At 73.0% G+C, this 17,237-nt stretch carries 15 protein-coding genes; 1 reads left to right on the forward strand and 14 read right to left on the reverse strand.

Annotated elements, in window-relative coordinates; all coding sequences use genetic code 11:
• Positions 1-125: 125 nt before the first annotated feature.
• Positions 126-773 carry a phosphate signaling complex protein PhoU gene (phoU, locus tag ACH47X_RS24340; protein ID WP_020017959.1) on the forward strand — a complete coding sequence of 216 codons (648 nt, stop codon included), beginning with the start codon at positions 126-128 and terminating at the stop codon, positions 771-773.
• 106 nt (positions 774-879) lie between these two features.
• Here the strand turns inward: phoU and ACH47X_RS24345 are convergent, their stop codons facing one another.
• From ACH47X_RS24345 to ACH47X_RS24410, 14 genes are all read right to left on the reverse strand, one after another.
• Positions 880-1,620 (reverse strand): phosphoglyceromutase, encoded by a 741-nt coding sequence (locus ACH47X_RS24345; protein ID WP_036964059.1) that lies wholly within the window; start codon positions 1,618-1,620, stop codon positions 880-882.
• Between the two features lie 92 nt (positions 1,621-1,712).
• Positions 1,713-3,041, reverse strand: a complete 1,329-nt coding sequence (gene mshA, locus ACH47X_RS24350) for a D-inositol-3-phosphate glycosyltransferase (protein WP_397407688.1) — start codon at positions 3,039-3,041, stop codon at positions 1,713-1,715.
• On the reverse strand, positions 3,041-4,075 hold the full coding sequence (locus ACH47X_RS24355) for a lactonase family protein (RefSeq protein WP_397407690.1): 1,035 nt from the start codon (positions 4,073-4,075) through the stop codon (positions 3,041-3,043). The genes mshA and ACH47X_RS24355 overlap by 1 nt, the downstream gene beginning before the upstream one ends.
• 112 nt (positions 4,076-4,187) lie before the next feature.
• On the reverse strand, positions 4,188-4,517 hold the full coding sequence (locus ACH47X_RS24360) for a histone-like nucleoid-structuring protein Lsr2 (RefSeq protein ID WP_020017955.1): 330 nt from the start codon (positions 4,515-4,517) through the stop codon (positions 4,188-4,190).
• A gap of 174 nt (positions 4,518-4,691) precedes the next feature.
• Positions 4,692-4,874 carry a hypothetical protein gene (locus ACH47X_RS24365; protein WP_036964055.1) on the reverse strand — a complete coding sequence of 61 codons (183 nt, stop codon included), beginning with the start codon at positions 4,872-4,874 and terminating at the stop codon, positions 4,692-4,694.
• Positions 4,875-4,912: 38 nt separating this feature from the next.
• The gene (gene lysS / locus ACH47X_RS24370) at positions 4,913-6,466 is read right to left on the reverse strand and encodes a lysine--tRNA ligase (RefSeq protein WP_397407692.1); all 1,554 of its coding nucleotides are present in this window, start codon (positions 6,464-6,466) and stop codon (positions 4,913-4,915) included.
• 78 nt (positions 6,467-6,544) lie between these two features.
• Entirely contained in the window at positions 6,545-7,474 is a 930-nt protein-coding gene (gene nadC / locus ACH47X_RS24375) for a carboxylating nicotinate-nucleotide diphosphorylase (protein ID WP_397407694.1), read from the reverse strand.
• Positions 7,471-11,079, reverse strand: coding sequence for a hydantoinase B/oxoprolinase family protein (locus ACH47X_RS24380; RefSeq protein ID WP_397407695.1), 3,609 nt, complete (start codon positions 11,077-11,079; stop codon positions 7,471-7,473). The genes nadC and ACH47X_RS24380 overlap by 4 nt, the downstream gene beginning before the upstream one ends.
• 15 nt (positions 11,080-11,094) lie before the next feature.
• Positions 11,095-12,768, reverse strand: a complete 1,674-nt coding sequence (locus ACH47X_RS24385; protein ID WP_397407697.1) for an L-aspartate oxidase — start codon at positions 12,766-12,768, stop codon at positions 11,095-11,097.
• The gene (panD, locus tag ACH47X_RS24390; protein WP_142040562.1) at positions 12,765-13,271 is read right to left on the reverse strand and encodes an aspartate 1-decarboxylase; all 507 of its coding nucleotides are present in this window, start codon (positions 13,269-13,271) and stop codon (positions 12,765-12,767) included. Before panD ends, ACH47X_RS24385 begins: the two co-directional genes overlap by 4 nt.
• Before the next feature lie 4 nt (positions 13,272-13,275).
• Positions 13,276-14,196 (reverse strand): pantoate--beta-alanine ligase, encoded by a 921-nt coding sequence (panC, locus tag ACH47X_RS24395; RefSeq protein ID WP_397407698.1) that lies wholly within the window; start codon positions 14,194-14,196, stop codon positions 13,276-13,278.
• Positions 14,193-15,167, reverse strand: a complete 975-nt coding sequence (locus ACH47X_RS24400) for a Rossmann-like and DUF2520 domain-containing protein (protein WP_397407699.1) — start codon at positions 15,165-15,167, stop codon at positions 14,193-14,195. The genes panC and ACH47X_RS24400 overlap by 4 nt, the downstream gene beginning before the upstream one ends.
• A 3-nt stretch (positions 15,168-15,170) precedes the next feature.
• Positions 15,171-16,727, reverse strand: coding sequence for a PH domain-containing protein (locus tag ACH47X_RS24405; protein WP_397407700.1), 1,557 nt, complete (start codon positions 16,725-16,727; stop codon positions 15,171-15,173).
• Entirely contained in the window at positions 16,724-17,215 is a 492-nt protein-coding gene (locus ACH47X_RS24410; protein ID WP_036964042.1) for a PH domain-containing protein, read from the reverse strand. Before ACH47X_RS24410 ends, ACH47X_RS24405 begins: the two co-directional genes overlap by 4 nt.
• Positions 17,216-17,237: the final 22 nt, after the last annotated feature.

Raw genomic sequence — 17,237 nt, forward strand, 5'->3', positions numbered from 1 at the left:
GTGCCGTGCACCGTCCGGGACGTGTCCGGACGGTCGGCCCGGCCGTGCGTCGGCCCCGCCCGCCCTCGTGGCGGCGCGACAGCGGACGCGAACCGTTCGCGCGCCCCGGATGCGAGAGGAAACCGATGCGACAGATCTTCGATGCCGAGCTCCAGCAGGTCGGCGAGGACCTGACCGAGATGAGCAGGCTCGTCGAGTCCGCCATCACCCGAGCCGGAACGGCGTTGCTGGAGGCCGACCTGCAGCTCGCGCAGGAGGTGATCGCCTCCGACAAGACCATCGACGCCATCGAGGACTCCCTCGACGAGCGGTGCGTGCACCTGCTCGCGCAGCAGGCCCCGGTCGCGACCGACCTGCGCGTGGTCGTGAGCGCGCTGCGCATGAGCGCCTCCCTGGAGCGGATGGGCGACCTCGCCCGGCACGTGGCCCAGGTGGCGCGCGGGCGCTACCCCGCGCAGGCGATCGTCCCCGAGGCGCGGGAGACCTTCACCAAGATGCACGACGCCGCCGTCCGCGTGGCGCAGCGCACCACCAAGCTGCTCGCCACGCGCGACCTCACGGTGGCCGAGGCGCTCGAGCGCGACGACGACATCATCGACGAGCTGCACCAGGAGACGTTCAACACGCTCCTGGCGCCGGGCTGGCAGGGCACCGTGCAGGAGGCCGTCGACGTGACACTCGTGGGCCGCTACTACGAGCGGTTCGGCGACCACGGCGTCTCGGTCGCGCGCCGCGTGACGTTCCTGGTCACGGGCGACTTCCCGGAGGAGTGACCGTCCTGCCGAGGTAGAGCTGTGGAGAGACAGGACCGGGGCGCAACCACGGATCGGTGGTTGCGCCCCGGTCCTGTCTCGCGACAGCTCTACCTCGGAACGGGGGTCAGCGACCCTGGTTGGCGACCGCCGCGATGGCGTCCTTGGCCGCCTCCGGGTCGAGGTACGTGCCGCCCGGCTTGACCGGGGCGAGCGTCTCCTCGTCCAGCTCGTAGACCAGCGGGATGCCCGTCGGGATGTTCAGCCCGGCGATGGCATCGTCCGAGATACCGTCGAGGTGCTTCACGAGCGCGCGCAGCGAGTTGCCGTGCGCGGCGACCAGCACGGTCTTGCCGGCCTTGAGGTCGGGGACGATCTCGCTCTCCCAGTACGGCAGGGCGCGGTCGAGCACGAGCTTCAGGGCCTCGGTGCGGACGACCGGGGCGTCCGCGTACCGCGGGTCGGCGTCCTGGCTGAACTCCGAGCCCAGCTCGATCTCGGGCGGCGGCACGTCGTAGGACCGGCGCCAGAGCATGAACTGCTCCTCGCCGAACTCCTCGAGCGTCTGCTTCTTGTCCTTGCCCTGCAGGGCACCGTAGTGGCGCTCGTTGAGACGCCAGCTGCGCTTGACCGGGATCCAGTGGCGGTCGGCGACGTCGAGCGCGAGGTTCGCGGTCATGATCGCGCGGCGCAGCAGCGAGGTGTGCAGCACGTCCGGGTTCACCCCGGCCTCCTTCAGGAGGGCGCCACCGCGCTTGGCCTCCTCGACGCCCTTCTCGGAGAGGGCGACATCCACCCAGCCGGTGAACAGGTTCTTCGCGTTCCACTCGCTCTCGCCGTGGCGGAGCAGCACGAGGGTGTAGGTCATGGCTCCATCCTGCCGCACTTCCCGGGGCGTCGACGAAGCCGCAGGCAGTGGTCTCAGACCCTGGACCTGCATGACCCCGGGCCGGGCGGCCCTCAGGCCCGGCGGGCCTCGGCGTGATGCTTGCGCGCCCGCTCGTACACGTCCAGCATCTCGTCGGCCGCGCGGTCCCAGCCGAACCGAGTAGCCGAGTGCCGGGCACCCGCGGCGAGCCGCGCGCGCAGCTCGTCGTCGTCCAGGAGGCTCTTGAGCGCGAGGGCCCACGTCTCGGGCTCGTGGTCGGGCACGAGGACTCCGGAGACGCCGTCATCCACGACCGTGCACAGTCCGCCCACCGCGGCGGCGACGACGGGCGTGCCCGAGGCCTGGGCCTCGGCCGCGACCAGGCCGAACGACTCGCTGTGCGACGGCACCGCGACCAGGTCGGCGGCGCGGAAGTAGTCGGCCAGCACCTCCTGTGGCACCGGCGGCCGCACGCGCACGTGGGCGGCCACACCCTCCTGGTAGGCGAGCGCCTCGAGCTCACGGACGGCGGTCGGCCGCCCGGACGCCCCGCCCAGCACCACGAGCAGCGGCGGCTGCCCGTCGCCCTCGGACCAGACCCGCTCCCCCAGCGCCCGGACCAGCACGTCCGGCCCCTTGAGCAGCTGCACGCGGCCCGCGAACAGCACGATCTTGCGGTCCGCGGGCAGCACGAGCCGCTCGCGCAGCTCGGCCTGCTGCCGGTCGCGCTCGGCCGGGTCCACCGCGCACCGCGGCGGCGCGAACACCCCGAGGTCCACGCCCGGCTGCACCACGCGCACCAGGGCCGGGTCCGCCCGGTAGTCGCGCACGAGATCGGCGGCCTCCTGGTCCGTGTTCGCGACCAGGGCATCGGCCTCGGCGACCACCTGCTCCTCACCGATGATCCGGCCCTGCGGCTCGGGCGCGTCGCCCGGGGCGAGCGACGCGTTCTTGACGCGCGCCATGGTGTGCATGGTGTGCACCAGCGGCACGTCCCAGCGCTCCGCCGCGATCCAGCCCACCTGGCCCGACAGCCAGTAGTGCGTGTGCAGCACGTCGTACCAGCCCTCGGGGCGGTGCGCCTCGGCGCGCAGCACGCCCGCGGCGAAGGCGCAGAGCTGCCCCGGCAGGTCGTTCTTGTCCAGCCCCTCGTACGGCCCGGCGGCCACGTGGATGACGCGGACGCCGGGTCCGGCGTCGGTCACCTTGGGCTGGGCGGACGACGTCGCCCGCGTGTAGATCTCCACCTGCGCGCCGCGACGGGCCAGCGCCTTGGACAGCTCCAGCACGTACACGTTCATGCCGCCGGCGTCGCCCGTCCCGGGCTGCTCCAGCGGTGACGTGTGCACCGAGACCATCGCGATCCGGAGCGGACGGGCGGCGTCCGGCTCGTCCAGATCGGGCGGCAGGCTGTCGCGCATCACGCCTCCAGGACGCACGCGGGCACGGGCAGCTCCAGCCGGTCGGTGATCTCACCCTGACCCGACGCACGGTCCAACCGGACCGCGAGCAGCTCGTCGGTGTTCTGCGCTGCGACGACGACGAGCTCGCCGTCGGCCAGCACCGCGTGGTGGCGGGGCCAGGCGCCCGCGCCGAGGTCGACGTCGGCGACGTTCTCGATGGCCAGGTCACCGGCGGCCTGGACCCGGAGCACCGACAGGACGTCCGGCCCGCGCACGCCCACGTGCACCAGGTCGCCCGCCACCGTGATGTGCGAGGGGTACCCGGGGGCGCCGTCGGCCATGGTGCGGGCGGTGATCGCCACCGAGCCGACGTGCTCCAGGCGGCCGGACCCCGCGGGGACCAGCACGTGCAGGCGGCAGTCCAGCTCGCCGGCGAGCAGGATCGTGCCGTCGGGCAGCTCGACCAGGTGGCGCGGGCCGGTACCGGGCGGCAGGACGGCGGCGACCTCGCCCGCGCCGGAGCCGTCCAGCGGGTAGGTGCGCAGCTCGTCGGTGCCGAGGTCGGCGACGAGCACGCGGTCGCCCCACACGTGCACGAAGTGGGCGTGCGGCCCCTCCTGCCGGTCGGTCACGGGGCCGGTGCCCGCGTGCGGGAAGGTCCGTGGCTCACCGAGGGCGCCGCCCTCGGCCAGCGGCACGACGGCGGCCACGCCGTCGCCGTAGTTCGCGACCCAGGCCGCGGCCGGCGTCGCCACGACGTGGCACGGGCTCGACCCGCCCGAGGTGACTGTCGCGACGGGGGTGAGCGCGCCGTCGTCGGCCACGTGGAAGGAGGTGAGCGTGCCCGGCTCGGTCTCGGTGACCGCGAGGAGGGTGCGTCCCGGGACGGCCGACGCCAGGAAGGACGGCGATGCGACCGGGGCGGCGAGCTCGCCGCCGGTGAACCGGCCGTCGGCGCCGATGCCGACGCGCCAGACGCCCTCACCGGTGCCCGGTGCGGCGTCGGACTTCGGATAGGTGCCGATCCACAGGGCGATGGTGGGGTTGCTCATGCGATCAGCCTAATGACGTGCGACGGATGCTCCTGCCGCGAAAGCACGGCGCCCCGGCCGCCCCTCGTCGAGGGGCGCCGGGGCGCAATCCAACGTCGTGCGTACGTCGGCGTCAGCCGTTCGCCTTCGCGTAGGCGTCCTGGACCTCGGCCGCGATCCGGCCGCGGTCGCTGACCGTGTAGCCGTTCGCCTTGGCCCATTCACGGACCGCGGCGGTGTCGCTCCCGGAGCGGGACCGCCGCGTGGTGGTGGTCCGCGCGACCGCGGACTTCACCTTGCGAGCGTGGCCGACCCACGAAGCGAGCGAATCACGCAGCTGGGCCGCGTGCTCGGCATTGAGGTCGATCTCGTAGGAGACGCCGTCGAGGCCGAAGTTCACGGTCTCGTCGGCGGCACCGCCATCGATGTCGTCTTCGAGAACAAGCTGAACCTTCTGAACCATACGGGTACTTCCCTTCCGCGCCACAAATTCCGGGGTTAGTTCGCGAGCATGCCGCACTCAATATTGACATGTCAATAATGGGCATGTGACACCGATCACGAAAACTTCACCCGGGTACGTGAAGTGCACGGATTTGATCCCGCAGGTCCGCCCCGATAATCTCGCCCGCCCGGATCAGTGCGAAGCGGAATTCCCGGTGTTTTCCGCCGCCGCTGCCATGGCCTCGCGATCCATTCGCTCGAGTGCCTCACGCTCGTGCCGGTCCGCCCGCAGGATCTTACGCATCGCAAACCAGAACAGCAGACCCACGCCGACTGAGGGCGTGAGCCCGGCGAGCACCGCAAGCGTCGTATCCATCACAAGATCCTCACAAACTCATCTGGGCGGTCGATATCTCAGGCCTGCGGCTTGACCAGCGGGAAAAGGATGGTCTCCCGGATTCCCTGGCCCGTCAGCGCCATGAGCAGGCGGTCGATCCCCATGCCCATTCCGCCCGAAGGGGGCATCGCGAATTCCATGGCCGTCAGGAAATCCTCGTCCAGCAGCATGGCCTCGTCGTCGCCCGCGGCGGCCATCCTGGCCTGCGCCTCGAAGCGCTGCCGCTGGATCACGGGGTCCACGAGCTCGGAATAGCCCGTGGCCAGCTCGAAGCCGCGCACGTACAGGTCCCACTTCTCGACCTGACCCTTTTCCGTGCGGTGGTCGCGCGTGAGCGGTGAGGTCTCCACCGGGAAATCCCGCACGAACGTCGGCGCGGTCAGGTGGTCGCCCACCCGGTGCTCCCAGAGCGTCTCGACGAGCTTTCCGTGATTGAGGATCTTCTTGTTGCCGACCTCGACATCCAGGCGCTCCGCGATCTTCTCGAGTTCCTCGACCGACGTGGCAGCGGTGATCTCCTCGCCGAGGCTTTCGGAGAGCGAGTCGTACATCCGCAGATTTGCCCATTCGCCGCCCAGCTCGTACTCCGAACCGTCCGGAAGGGTCACGAGGGTGGTGCCGAGAACGTCCTGCGCCGCGGTCTGCACCAGATCCTGGGTGAGCGCGCCGATGGTGTTGTAATCGCCGTAGGCCTCGTACGCCTCGAGCATCGCGAACTCCGGCGAGTGCGACGAGTCCGCGCCCTCGTTACGGAAGTTCCGGTTGATCTCGAAAACCTTCTCGACCCCGCCGACGACCGCCTTCTTCAGGAAGATCTCCGGCGCGATGCGCAGGAACAGCTCCAGGTCGTACGCATTCATGTGCGTCGAGAAAGGCCGCGCGGACGCGCCCGAGGCAATGGTCTGCAGCATCGGGGTCTCGACCTCGAGAAAGCTGCGGCGATAGAAGTTCTCGCGCAGGGAACGCACCACACCGGAGCGCAGACGCACCATGTCGCGGGCCGCGGGGCGCGCGATGAGGTCCACGTACCGCTGGCGGACTCGCGCCTCCTCGGACAGGTCCTTGTGCAGCACCGGCAGCGGGCGCAGCGACTTGGCCGCCATGCGCCACTCGTCGGCGAAGATGCTCAGCTCGCCGCGCTTCGACGCGCCGACGTGGCCGTGCAGGAAGAGATGGTCGCCCAGGTCGACGTCGGTCTTGAAGGCGGCCAGCGCCTCCTCGCCGAGCGCGGCCAGGCTCAGCATGCCCTGGAGGCGGTTGCCCTCGCCGTCCTGCAGGGTGACGAAGCAGAGCTTGCCGCCGATGCGGACGAACACGACGCGGCCGGCGACGCCGACGACGTCCTCGGTCTCCTGGCCCGCCTCGAGGTGGTCGTACTTCTCGCGGACCTCCGCGAGGGTGTGGGTGACCGGGACGCTGACCGGGTACGCCTCGGTGCCGTGCGCCAGGAGGCGCTCACGCTTCTCGCGCCGGATCCGCAGCTGCTCGGGCAGGTCATCGGTCGGCGGGGTCGCGGCGCTGGAGGCAGCGGGGTTCTCGGTCGTCACGGAGCCGATTCTATCGGTGCGCATCAGCCGCCGAGTTCTCTTTGTCCGCCCGGTTGGACACACCGGTCCTGGCGGATATCCAGGAATCGGGGGAGAAAAGGATCAGGCGCGCAGGTCGAGCGCCAGGTCCAGGATGGGCGCGCTGTGCGTCAGGGCGCCCACGGAGAGGAAGTCCACGCCCGCGGCGGCGACCGCGCGCGCCTTGCCGAGCGTCAGGTTGCCCGTGGCCTCGAGCTCGACGTGCGCAGGGACGCCGTCGTGCCCCTCTCGCTCGCGGACGGCGGCGACCGTCTCCGCGAGGCGGGCCGGGTCCATGTTGTCGAGCAGCAGGAAGTCCGCGCCCGAGGCCAGGGCCTCCAGCGCCTGGTCCGTCGTGTCGGCCTCGACCTGGATCTGGACGTCAGGGAACATCTCGCGGACGGCTCGGATCGCGGCCGCGACCGACCCGGCGGCGACCACGTGGTTGTCCTTGACCATGGCGACGTCGTACAGGCCCATGCGCTTGTTGGTGCCGCCCCCGGCGCGCACGGCGTACTTCTGCAGGGCGCGCAGGCCCGGCGTCGTCTTGCGGGTGTCGAGCACCTGGGCGCCCGTGCCCTCCAGCTCGCGGGCGAACGCGCGGGTCGCCGTGGCGACGCCGGACGCGCGGCTGGCCAGGTTGAGCAGGGTGCGCTCGGCCACGAGCAGCACCTGCGTGCGGCCCTCCAGGCTCGCCAGCACCTGCCCCGCGACGACGGCGTCGCCGTCCTGCGCGTGGAACACGACAGTCGGGGCGGGTAGCGCCAGCCGGGACGCGACCTGGTCCAGCACGTCCTGCACCACCACGAGACCCGCGACCACGCCGTCCTCGCGCGCCACGAGGTCGGCCACCCCGGTGGCCGACGGCGGGATGGTCGCCTGCGAGGTGACGTCCCGGCCCGGGGCGGTGCCCAGGTCCTCGTCGAGGGCGATCCGCACGGTGCCGGCGACCCAGTCGGGGTCGAGGCCCGGGGCGACCGTGGAGGGGGTGGCGAAGACGGGGAGGGTGCTCACGGGGCCACCGTATCCGGCCTGTGAGGGGCGCCGTAGCCACCCCCGCCGGGGGTCTCGACGATCAGGACGTCGCCTGCCCCGAGCTCGACGCGGTCGCAGCCGGCGAGGTGCTCGACGCTGCCGTCGGCCCGGCGCACCCCGTTGCTCCCGAGCGCTCCGGGGGCACCCCCGGCCATGCCGTAGGGCGGCACGCGGCGGTGGCCGGTGAGCAGGCTGGCGCTCATCGGCTCGCGGAACTCCAGTGCCCGTGTGACGCCGTCGCCCCCGTTCCACCGGCCCGCGCCGCCCGAGCCCGTGCGCACCGAGAAGTCCCGCACCAGCACCGGGAATCTCAGCTCCAGGACCTCGGGATCCGTGAGCCGTGAGTTGGTCATGTGCGTCTGGACCGCCGACGCCCCGTCGAACCCGTCGCCTGCCCCCGAGCCGGACGCGATCGTCTCGTAGTACTGGCGCGTCGCATCACCGAACGTCAGGTTGTTCATGGTCCCCGAGCCCTCGGCCTGGACGCCGAGTGCCGCGTACAGCGCACCTGTGATCGCCTGGCTCGTCTCGACGTTGCCCGCCACCACCGCGGCCGGGTACCGCGGGGAGAGCATGGTGCCGGGCGGGATCACGATGGTCAGCGGCCGCAGGCAGCCGTCGTTGAGCGGGATGTCGTCGGCGACCAGCGTCCGGAACACGTAAAGGACCGCTGCGGTGGCCACCGACGACGGCGCGTTGAAGTTCGTCGCGAGCTGGTCGGACGTGCCGGTGAAGTCGATGGTGGCGCTCCGGGCGGCCCGGTCGACCCTGACCTCCACCGCGATCGTGGCGCCGCCGTCGGTCAGGTACTCGACCCGGCCGTCGGACAGGGTGTCGATCACACGGCGCACCGCCTCGGCGGCGTTGTCCTGGACGTGCCGCATGTACGCCTGGACGACGTCGAGCCCGAACCGCGTCACCATCGCCCGGATCTCCTCGACGCCCTTGGCGTTCGCCGCCACCTGGGCCCGCAGGTCGGCGAGATTGGTGTCGATCCCCCGGGAGGGATGGCGGGCCGAGGCCAGGAGGTCGCGCGTCTCGTGCTCGCGGAAGTGCCCGCCCTGGACGAGCAGCCAGTTGTCGAGGAGCACGCCCTCCTGGTGGATGTCCGTGCTGTTCGCGGGCATCGAACCCGGGGTGATCCCGCCGATCTCGGCGTGGTGGCCGCGGGAGGCGACGTAGTACAGGATCTCGTCGGGCCCCGCGCCGGTCTCCGCGAAGACCGGTGTGATCACGGTGATGTCCGGGAGGTGGGTCCCGCCGTGGAACGGGTCGTTGACCGCGAAGGTGTCACCCGGCCGGATCGTCCCGTGCCTGCGGGCGATCACCTCCTTCACGGACGTGCCCATCGAACCGAGGTGCACCGGGATGTGCGGCGCGTTGGCCACCAGGTTTCCGTCCGGGTCGAACAGCGCGCACGAGAAGTCGAGCCGCTCCTTGATGTTCACCGACTGAGCCGTCGCCTCCAAACGCGACCCCATCTGCTCCGCGATCGACATGAAGAGGCTGTTGAAGATCTCCAGGAGCACCGGGTCGGCGACCGCGGACACCTCGTCGCGGGCTCGCGGCTCGGCCCTGCGGACGACCAGGTGGCCCGTGTCCGCCGCCTCGGCGCGCCATCCCGGCTCGACCACGGTGGTGGCGTTGTCCTCGACGAGGACCGCCGGCCCGGTCACGACCTGACCGGGCGCCAGGTCCTCCCGCCTGTGCAACGGGCAGTCGTTCCATGTACCGCCCGCGAAGATCCGAACGGTCTCCACCGGCGGCTCGGGAACGGCGCCGCCGAACCCCGCGGCGGCGGCGGACAGGTCGGGTTGCGGCGTGAGCGCGACTGCCTCCACGGAGATCGCCTCGACGACGAGTGCCCGGTCCAGGAGGAACGAGTACATGGTCCGGTGCGCGGCCTCGAACTCGGCCACCATCGCGTCGAGCCGGTCGAGCCGCACCACCACGGTGGTGTCGGTCCCGTCGTACCGCAGGTGCACCCGCCGCTTGACGACCACCTCGGCGCGGGCCGCCACACCCTGCGCCACGAGGTCCGCGCGTGCGGCGGCCTCCAGGGCACCGGCGGTCCGGTCGAGGCCGGACAGGGCCGAGGGCTCCAACGGGGCCTCGACCGCCTGCTCGCGCATGACCGTGGTGTCGGCCAAACCGATGCCGAGCGCGGAGAGCACGCCAGCCATCGGGGGCACCAGCACCGTCTCGATGCCCAGGGCATCGGCGACCGCGCACGCGTGCTGTCCGCCCGCGCCGCCGAACGTCGTCAGCGCGTACCGCGTGACGTCGTGCCCCTTGCGCACGGTGATCCGCTTGACCGCGCCGGCCATGTTCGCCACCGCCACCGCGAGGAAGCCCTCGGCGACCTGCTCGGGCGACCTGCCGTCGCCGATGACCCGCGTGAGCTCGGCGAACTTGCGCCGGACGACGTCGGCATCGAGCGGCTGGTCGCCCCGCGGACCGAACACCGACGGGAAGTGGTGCGTCTGGATCCGGCCGAGCAGCACGTTCGCGTCGGTGACGGTCAGCGGACCGCCGCCGCGGTAACAGGCCGGACCGGGGACGGCGCCCGCGGAGTCGGGGCCGACGCGGTACCGGCTGCCGTCGAAGTGCAGCACGGAACCGCCTCCTGCGGCGACGGTGTGGATGTCCAGCATCGGGGCACGCACCCGCACCCCGGCGACGTCGGTGTCGAAGACCCGCTCGAGCTCACCCGCGTAGTGCGAGACGTCGGTCGAGGTGCCGCCCATGTCGAACCCGATCACGTGATCGAGGCCCGCGAGCGCCGACATCCGCACCATGCCGACGATCCCGCCGGCCGGACCGGACAGGATCGCGTCCTTGCCGCGGAACCGGTGCGCCTCGGTCAGTCCTCCGTTCGACTGCATGAACTGGAGCGGCACCCCGGTCAGATCGCTCGCCACTCGATCCACGTAGCGGCGCAGCACCGGGGAGAGGTAGGCGTCGACCACTGTCGTGTCGCCGCGCGGGACCAGCTTGACCAGCGGGCTCACCTCGGCGGAGCGACTGACCTGGGTGAAGCCGGTCCGGGACGCCAGCGCCGCGACCGAGCGCTCGTGCTCCGGGTACAGATAGGCGTGGGCACAGACGACGGCGGCCGCGCGGTAGCCGTCGCGATATGCCTGGTCGAGCTCGACCGCCAGCGCGTCGAGGTCCGGCGCGCGCAGCACGGTCCCGTCCGCGTCGATCCGTTCGTCCACCTCGATGACCCTCGAGTACAGGGGCTCAGGGAGGACGATGTGCCGGTCGAAGATGCGCGGGCGGTTCTGGTACGCGATCCGCAGGGCGTCCCCGAAACCTCGGGTGATCACCAGGACCGTGGGTTCGCCCGCCCGCTCCAGCAGGGCGTTGGTGGCGACCGTGGTGCCCATCCGGACGGCGTCGACGGGCTCCGTGCCCGCCGGGCCCGCTGCCGCGAGGACGCGCTGGATGCCGGCCACTGCCGCGTCGGCGTAGCGGTCGGGGTCCTCGGAGAGCAGCTTGTGCGTCGTCAGCGCCCCGTCCGGGTGCCGCGCCACGACGTCGGTGAAGGTGCCGCCGCGGTCGATCCAGAATTCCCAGCCCATGGCGCTGATGCTAGGTCAGGCGACCGTCAGCACCCCGTCCCCGTCCAGCCACACCCGCACCCGGCGCCGCCAGGCGTCGTCCGGCCGCGGGAAGTCCGTGCGGTAGTGGCCGCCGCGGGTCTCCTCGCGCAGCCACGCCGCGCGGGTCAGCGCGCGCGCCACCATGTGCACGTTGGTGGTCTCCCACTCGGCGGCCTGGGGCTCGGCGACCACCTCGGCCGCGAGGTGCGCGTCGGAGCGGACGGCGCCCAGGCGCTCGTCGGCCTCGGCCAGCGAGCGGGCCGAGCGGATCACGCCGGCGCCCGCCGAGGCGACCTTCTGGATGCGCGACCGGGCGGCGGCCGCGACCAGCGCCGCGCCACCGGCACGTTCGGCGGGCTCGCCGCGGACGAGGTCGCCGGCGTCGGTCCGCGCCGCGATGTCGCGAGCCGCGCGGGAGGCGAAGACGATGCCCTCCAGCAACGAGTTGGACGCGAGCCGGTTGGCGCCGTGCACGCCGGTGCAGGCGACCTCGCCCACCGCGTACAGCCCGTCCACCGAGGAGCGGCCGTCGAGGTCGGTCACCACGCCGCCCGAGTGGTAGTGCTGGGCGGGCGCCACGGGCACGGGCTCCTCGGACCAGTCGATGCCGGCCTCCAGCAGCCGCGCGTTGATCGTCGGGAACCGGGTGCGCAGGAACTCCCGGCCCAGGCGGCGGGCGTCGAGCAGCACGTTGTCGGCCCCGGTGGCGGCGAGCTGCCGCACGATCGCGTGCGCGACGACGTCCCGCGGCGCGAGCTCGGCCATCTCGTGCACGCCCGGCATGAACCGGTGCCCGTTGACGTCGAGCAGCAGCGCGCCCTCGCCCCGCACGGCCTCCGAGATGAGCGGGAGCTGCCCCTTGGCGCCGGAGCCGAGCCACAGCACCGTCGGGTGGAACTGGACGAACTCCAGGTCGCCCAGCACCGCGCCCGCCCGGAGCGCCGCGGCGATGCCGTCGCCCGTGGCGCCGGCCGGGTTGGTGGACGACCGGAACACCTGCCCGATCCCGCCCGTGGCCAGCACGACGGCGGGGGCCAGCACGGCGCCGACGCCGTCGCGCGAGCCGGTGCCCCGCACGTGCAGGGTGGCGCCGCAGGCCCGGCCCGACGCCGTGGTCAGCACGTCCAGCACGAGCGCGTTCTCCACGACCTCGATGCCGGGGTCGTGCCGCACGGCCTCGATCTGCGCCACGAGCGCGCGGGAGATCTCCGCGCCCGTGGCGTCGCCGCCGGCGTGCGCGATGCGGTCGGCGTGGTGGCCACCCTCGCGGGTGAGCGCGATGTCGCCGTCGGCCGCCCTGTCGAAGACCGCGCCGCGGGCGACGAGCTCGCGGACCCGCTCCGGACCCTCGGTGACCAGCACCCGCACGGCCTCCGGGTCGGCCAGGCCACCTCCGGCGGCCAGCGTGTCCGCCAGGTGCGCCTCGGGCGAGTCTGACGGGTCGAGCGCGGCGGCGATGCCGCCCTGCGCCCACACGGTCGAGCCGGAGGACAGCTCGCCCTTGGTCACGAGCACCACGCGCGGCACGCGGGTGCGCAGCTCCAGCGCCGCCGTCAGGCCCGCGATGCCCGAGCCGACGACGATCGCGTCGGCCTCGACGGTCCAGCCAGGCGCAGGAGCCGCCAGGGACCGCGCCAGGCGAGGTCCCGGTCCGGGCGTGGTGCTCACGCCCGGCCCGACGCCGTGCGCACCAGGCCCGCGTGCTGGAACGGCTCGATCGGCAGGCCGCTCTCCTCCAGCCCGTAGCCGTCCGGCACGTGGCCGGGCTCGTCGTTGATCTCGACGATGCGGTTGTCCCCGTCGACGAAGACGACGTGCGGCAGGAACGTGCGCGCGTCGTGGTCCGAGAGCATGCCGTAGCCGATGAGGATGACGACGTCGCCCGGGCTGACCAGGTGGGCGGCCGCGCCGTTGATGCAGATCTGCCCGGAGCCGGGCTCGCCGGGGATCACGTAGGTGGTCAGCCGGGCGCCGTTGGTCACGTCGACGACGTCGACCTGCTGGCCGGGCACGAGGTCGGCGGCGTCGAGCAGGTCGGCGTCCACGGTGATGGACCCGACGTAGTGCAGGTCCGCCTGCGTCACGGTGGCGCGGTGGATCTTGGAGATCATCATCGGCCGCTGCAGCGAGGCGGGGCGGGCGACGGGCGGACGGTGCTCGGTGGTGCTCATGGTGTTACCTCTGGACCTCTGGCGAGACCTCGACGGCCTGGTTGTCGATCAGGCGGGTGGAACCCACCCGTGCGGCCACGAGCAGCAGCGCGGGGCCGGAGAAGTCGTCGGTGACCGCGTCCACGGTCACCGGGTCGACGAGCGCCAGGTAGTCGACCACGACGCCGTCGGCGCCGTCCAGCACTTCGCGCGCGTCGTTGATCACACCCGCCGCGCCACGGTCCGCGGCAGCCGCGCCGGCGCGGAGGGCGCGCGACAGCGCCAGGGCCCGCTCCCGCTCCTCCGGCGAGAGGTAGGCGTTGCGCGAGGACAGGGCCAGGCCGTCGGCCTCGCGCACCGTCGGCACGCCCACGACCTCGACGGAGACCTCCAGGTCGCGCACCATGCGGCGCACGGCCAGGAGCTGCTGGGCGTCCTTCTCGCCGAACAGGGCGACGTCGGGCCGCACCAGGTGCATCAGCTTGAGCACCACGGTGAGCACGCCGTCCAGGTGCCCGGGCCGGGACGCGCCCTCCAACACTTCCCCGATCCGGCCGGCGGACACGCGGACCACCGGGTCGCCGTCCGGGTAGACGACGTCGGGTGTGGGCGCGAAGACGACGTCGGCTCCGACCTCCGCCAGCTTGGCGACGTCGCCGTCCAGGTCACGCGGGTACTTCTCCAGGTCCTCGCCCGCGCCGAACTGGAGCGGGTTCACGAAGATCGTCACGACCACCTGGCCGGCCGGGCCGGCCTCCGCGCGCGCCCGGCGCACGAGCTCCAGGTGGCCCTCGTGCAGCGCGCCCATGGTCATCACGACGGCGCGCCGGCCGGGCTCGTCGCCGGCCTCCAGGGACCCCGCGAGGGCCCAGCGCATCTGCTCGTCGCGCAGCTCCTCACGGGTGCGGACCACGAGCGGGGTGCGCTGCGCGGGTTCGGTGCTCACTGTGTCTTCCTCTCGGCGGGCGACTCCCCGCTGGCGCCGTCCAGCGCGTCCAGCAGGGCCTGTGCGGCGGTGTCGCCGATGCGGTGGCTCGCCAGCGCGCGGCGCGTGGCCCCACGGGCGAGCTCGGTGTAGCTGTCGGGTACGTCGGTGGCGCCGCTGGCGGCCGCCAGGGCGCTGAGCTCGGTCAGGTGCCGGCGTACGGTGCCGACGTCGCCCCGGGAGACCGGTCCGGTCAGTGCGGAGATCGCTCCCGGCCCGACGCCGTCGCGCGCGTCCGCGGACCGGGTCGCCTGCTCCAGGGCCGCCGAGAGTAGCGGCGCGAGCACCCGGCCGGGCAGCTCCACGCCGGCCGCCTCCAGCGCCTGTGCGGCCTGGGCCACGAGCACCACGAGGTGGTTCGCGCCGTGCGCGAGGGCCGCGTGGTAGAGGCCGCGGGCGTGCTCGTCCACGACCACCGGCTCGCCGCCGATCTCGACCACCAGCGCCTGACCGATGGGCAGCACCGGCGCGGGCGCGGTCACGGCGAACGTGCAGCCCTCCAGGCGCGCCAGGTCCAGGCTGGTCCCGGTGAACGTCATCGCGGGATGGATCGCGAGCGGGATCGCCCCGCCCTGCCGGGCGGGCTCCAGCACGTCCGTGCCGTACCGGCCTGAGGTGTGGATCGCGAGCTGCCCCGGCTGCCAGGCCCCGGTGTCGGCGAGGCCGGAGACCAGGGGGCCCAGGGCGTCGTCGGGCACCGCGAGGAGCACCAGCTCGGCCCGCTCCAGGACGTCGGGCACCTCGAGGTTGGGCACTCCCGGCAGGAGCGTCTCGATGCGCTCCCGGGAGTCCTCCGAGATGCCGCTCGCGCCGACCACCGCGTGGCCGGCGGCGCGCAGCGCGTTGCCGAGCACCGCCCCCACGCGACCCGCTCCGACCACACCGACACCCAGCCGGCCGGGCCTGCGGCCCACCTCGTCGGGGTCACTCACCGGTCACTCCCCCTGTCTTTCCATCCATCGTTCGGGGCCCGCCGCCGCACGTGCGGTGCGGGCGCGCCGGGCCTGCTCGGTCATGAGCCGTGCCGCGTCGGCCGCGTCGAGGTGCGGCACCTCCGGGTGCACCGGGCCCTCCGTGGAGTGCACCTGGAACGAGGCCACGCCGAGCCTGCGCTGCCACGGGCCCTGGCTCAGGGCCAGCGACTGCGTGCGCTCGTGCGGCACCACGTCCAGGATCTTGACCATGCGGCCCCGGCGCATCAGCAGCGCCCGGCCGGTCACGGTGAACCCGTTGCGGCGCCACGCCACAGGGTCCAGTATGCGGGTGCGCCGGGGCGCTGTGACGTAGCCGCTCTCGTGCCGCGAGTCGCCGTCCAGACCCGCGTCGAGCACGCGGCGCGGCTCGTCGACGCCCAGGTCGGGCAGCACGAGGGAGAGCACCGTGAGGGCCTCCTCGCGGGTGCCCACCGGGAGCAGCACGCTGTTCTTCTCCTCGCTCTCGCTGCCGTAGCCGGCGACGTTGAGCTGGACGCGCCACCAGTCGCGGTCCCGCCAGAGCACGCTCTGCACCAGCCGGACGGCCTGCACGCGGCCGGGCGGGATGGTCTGGGAGCGGGTCTCCAGCATGCCGTGCCGCAGGCGGACGCCGTCGGGCGAGATGGCCACGCGGAAGTCGAACTCGCCCGTGACCCGGTTGAACAGGTAGCCGCCGGCGCCCAGCACCGCAGGCAGCGACGCGGAGATGACGGCGAACTCGCCCGTGACGATCATGACCACCACGACCCCGGCCGCCCACAGGAGCAGCGTGATCATGGCGCCGGAGCGCACCACCGAGGCGATCAGGCGGCCCAGTGGCACCGTGAGGACGGGCACCTGGGGTGCTTCGAGACTGGCCACCGGTAGCGGCTGCTCGGCGCCCGGCGCGACGGCGGGGTCCGCGGCCGGCGCACCCTCCTGGTCGGCGACGGCGTCGGACGGCGCCTGCGCGACCGCCGGGCGCCTGCCGGCGACCTTCAGGCCCGCGGCGCGGGCGAGCAGCTCGGCGCGCAGCTCGTCGGCGTCTGACCCCTTGAGGAACCCGATGGCGACGCCGGAGTCGGTGCCGCCCGCCGTCTCCAGCGTGAGCTCGCACAGCCCGAAGAACCGGGCCACCAGCGGCTGCCGGATGTCGACCGACTGCAGCCGGTCCAGCCGCGCGTGCCGCTGCTGACGGAACAGGATGCCGCGCCGCAGGTGCACGGTCTCCTCCCCGACGGCGAACGACGTCATGCGCCAGGCCAGCGCCGAGTAGCCCCAGCCCACGAGGGCGACGGCGCCCAGCGCGACCAGCAGCGTCCACCAGTAGCCGCTGGACACCAGCGTGATGAGGCCGCCACGCGGCCCGCCGTCAAGACTCTGCTGCCCCAGGATCACCACGGCCGCGCCGACCACGGCCCAGCCCCGCACCAGCGGGGTGATCGGGTGGACGCGCCGCCACTCGAGCTCCTCGGTGGCATCCGGGGCAGGCTCGCCCTGGGCCGGGGCCCGGTCGACCTCGTGCTCCGGCGTGCTCACAGCCCCGCCAGCCGGGCCTCGCCGCGGGACGCGAGGCGGTCACGCAGGCGCGCCGCCTCGTCCGGCGGCAGGCCGGGGATCTGGGCGTCCGTGCCCACGGACGCGGTGTGGAGCTGCACCTTGGCCAGGCCCAGCCGGCGGTCGAGCGGGCCCGCCTCGACGTCCACGTACTGCATGCGGCCGTAGGGCACCACGACCATCGACCGGAACATGACGCCCTTGCGGATCAGGAGGTCGTCGTCGCGCTCGGCGTACCCGATCGCCCGGACCTGACGCGGGACCAGGAGGATCGACCACAGCAGGAAGAAGGCAGGCACGCCGGCGAGGATCCAGAACCACGGGCTCACGGTGACCGCGAGCACGATCCCGGCGACCGCCGGGATCCCGAGGCTGATCGTGCCCGGGACCAGCCGGGCCGTCACGAGTCGCGGGGACACGCTGTTCCAGGTCACGTCATGCGGTTCGAATGGGCTGGTCATGCTCGCCATTGTTCCGCAGACCGGTTGCGCT

Source organism: Promicromonospora kroppenstedtii (assembly GCF_044389675.1).
Classification (GTDB): Bacteria; Actinomycetota; Actinomycetes; order Actinomycetales; family Cellulomonadaceae; genus Promicromonospora; species Promicromonospora kroppenstedtii.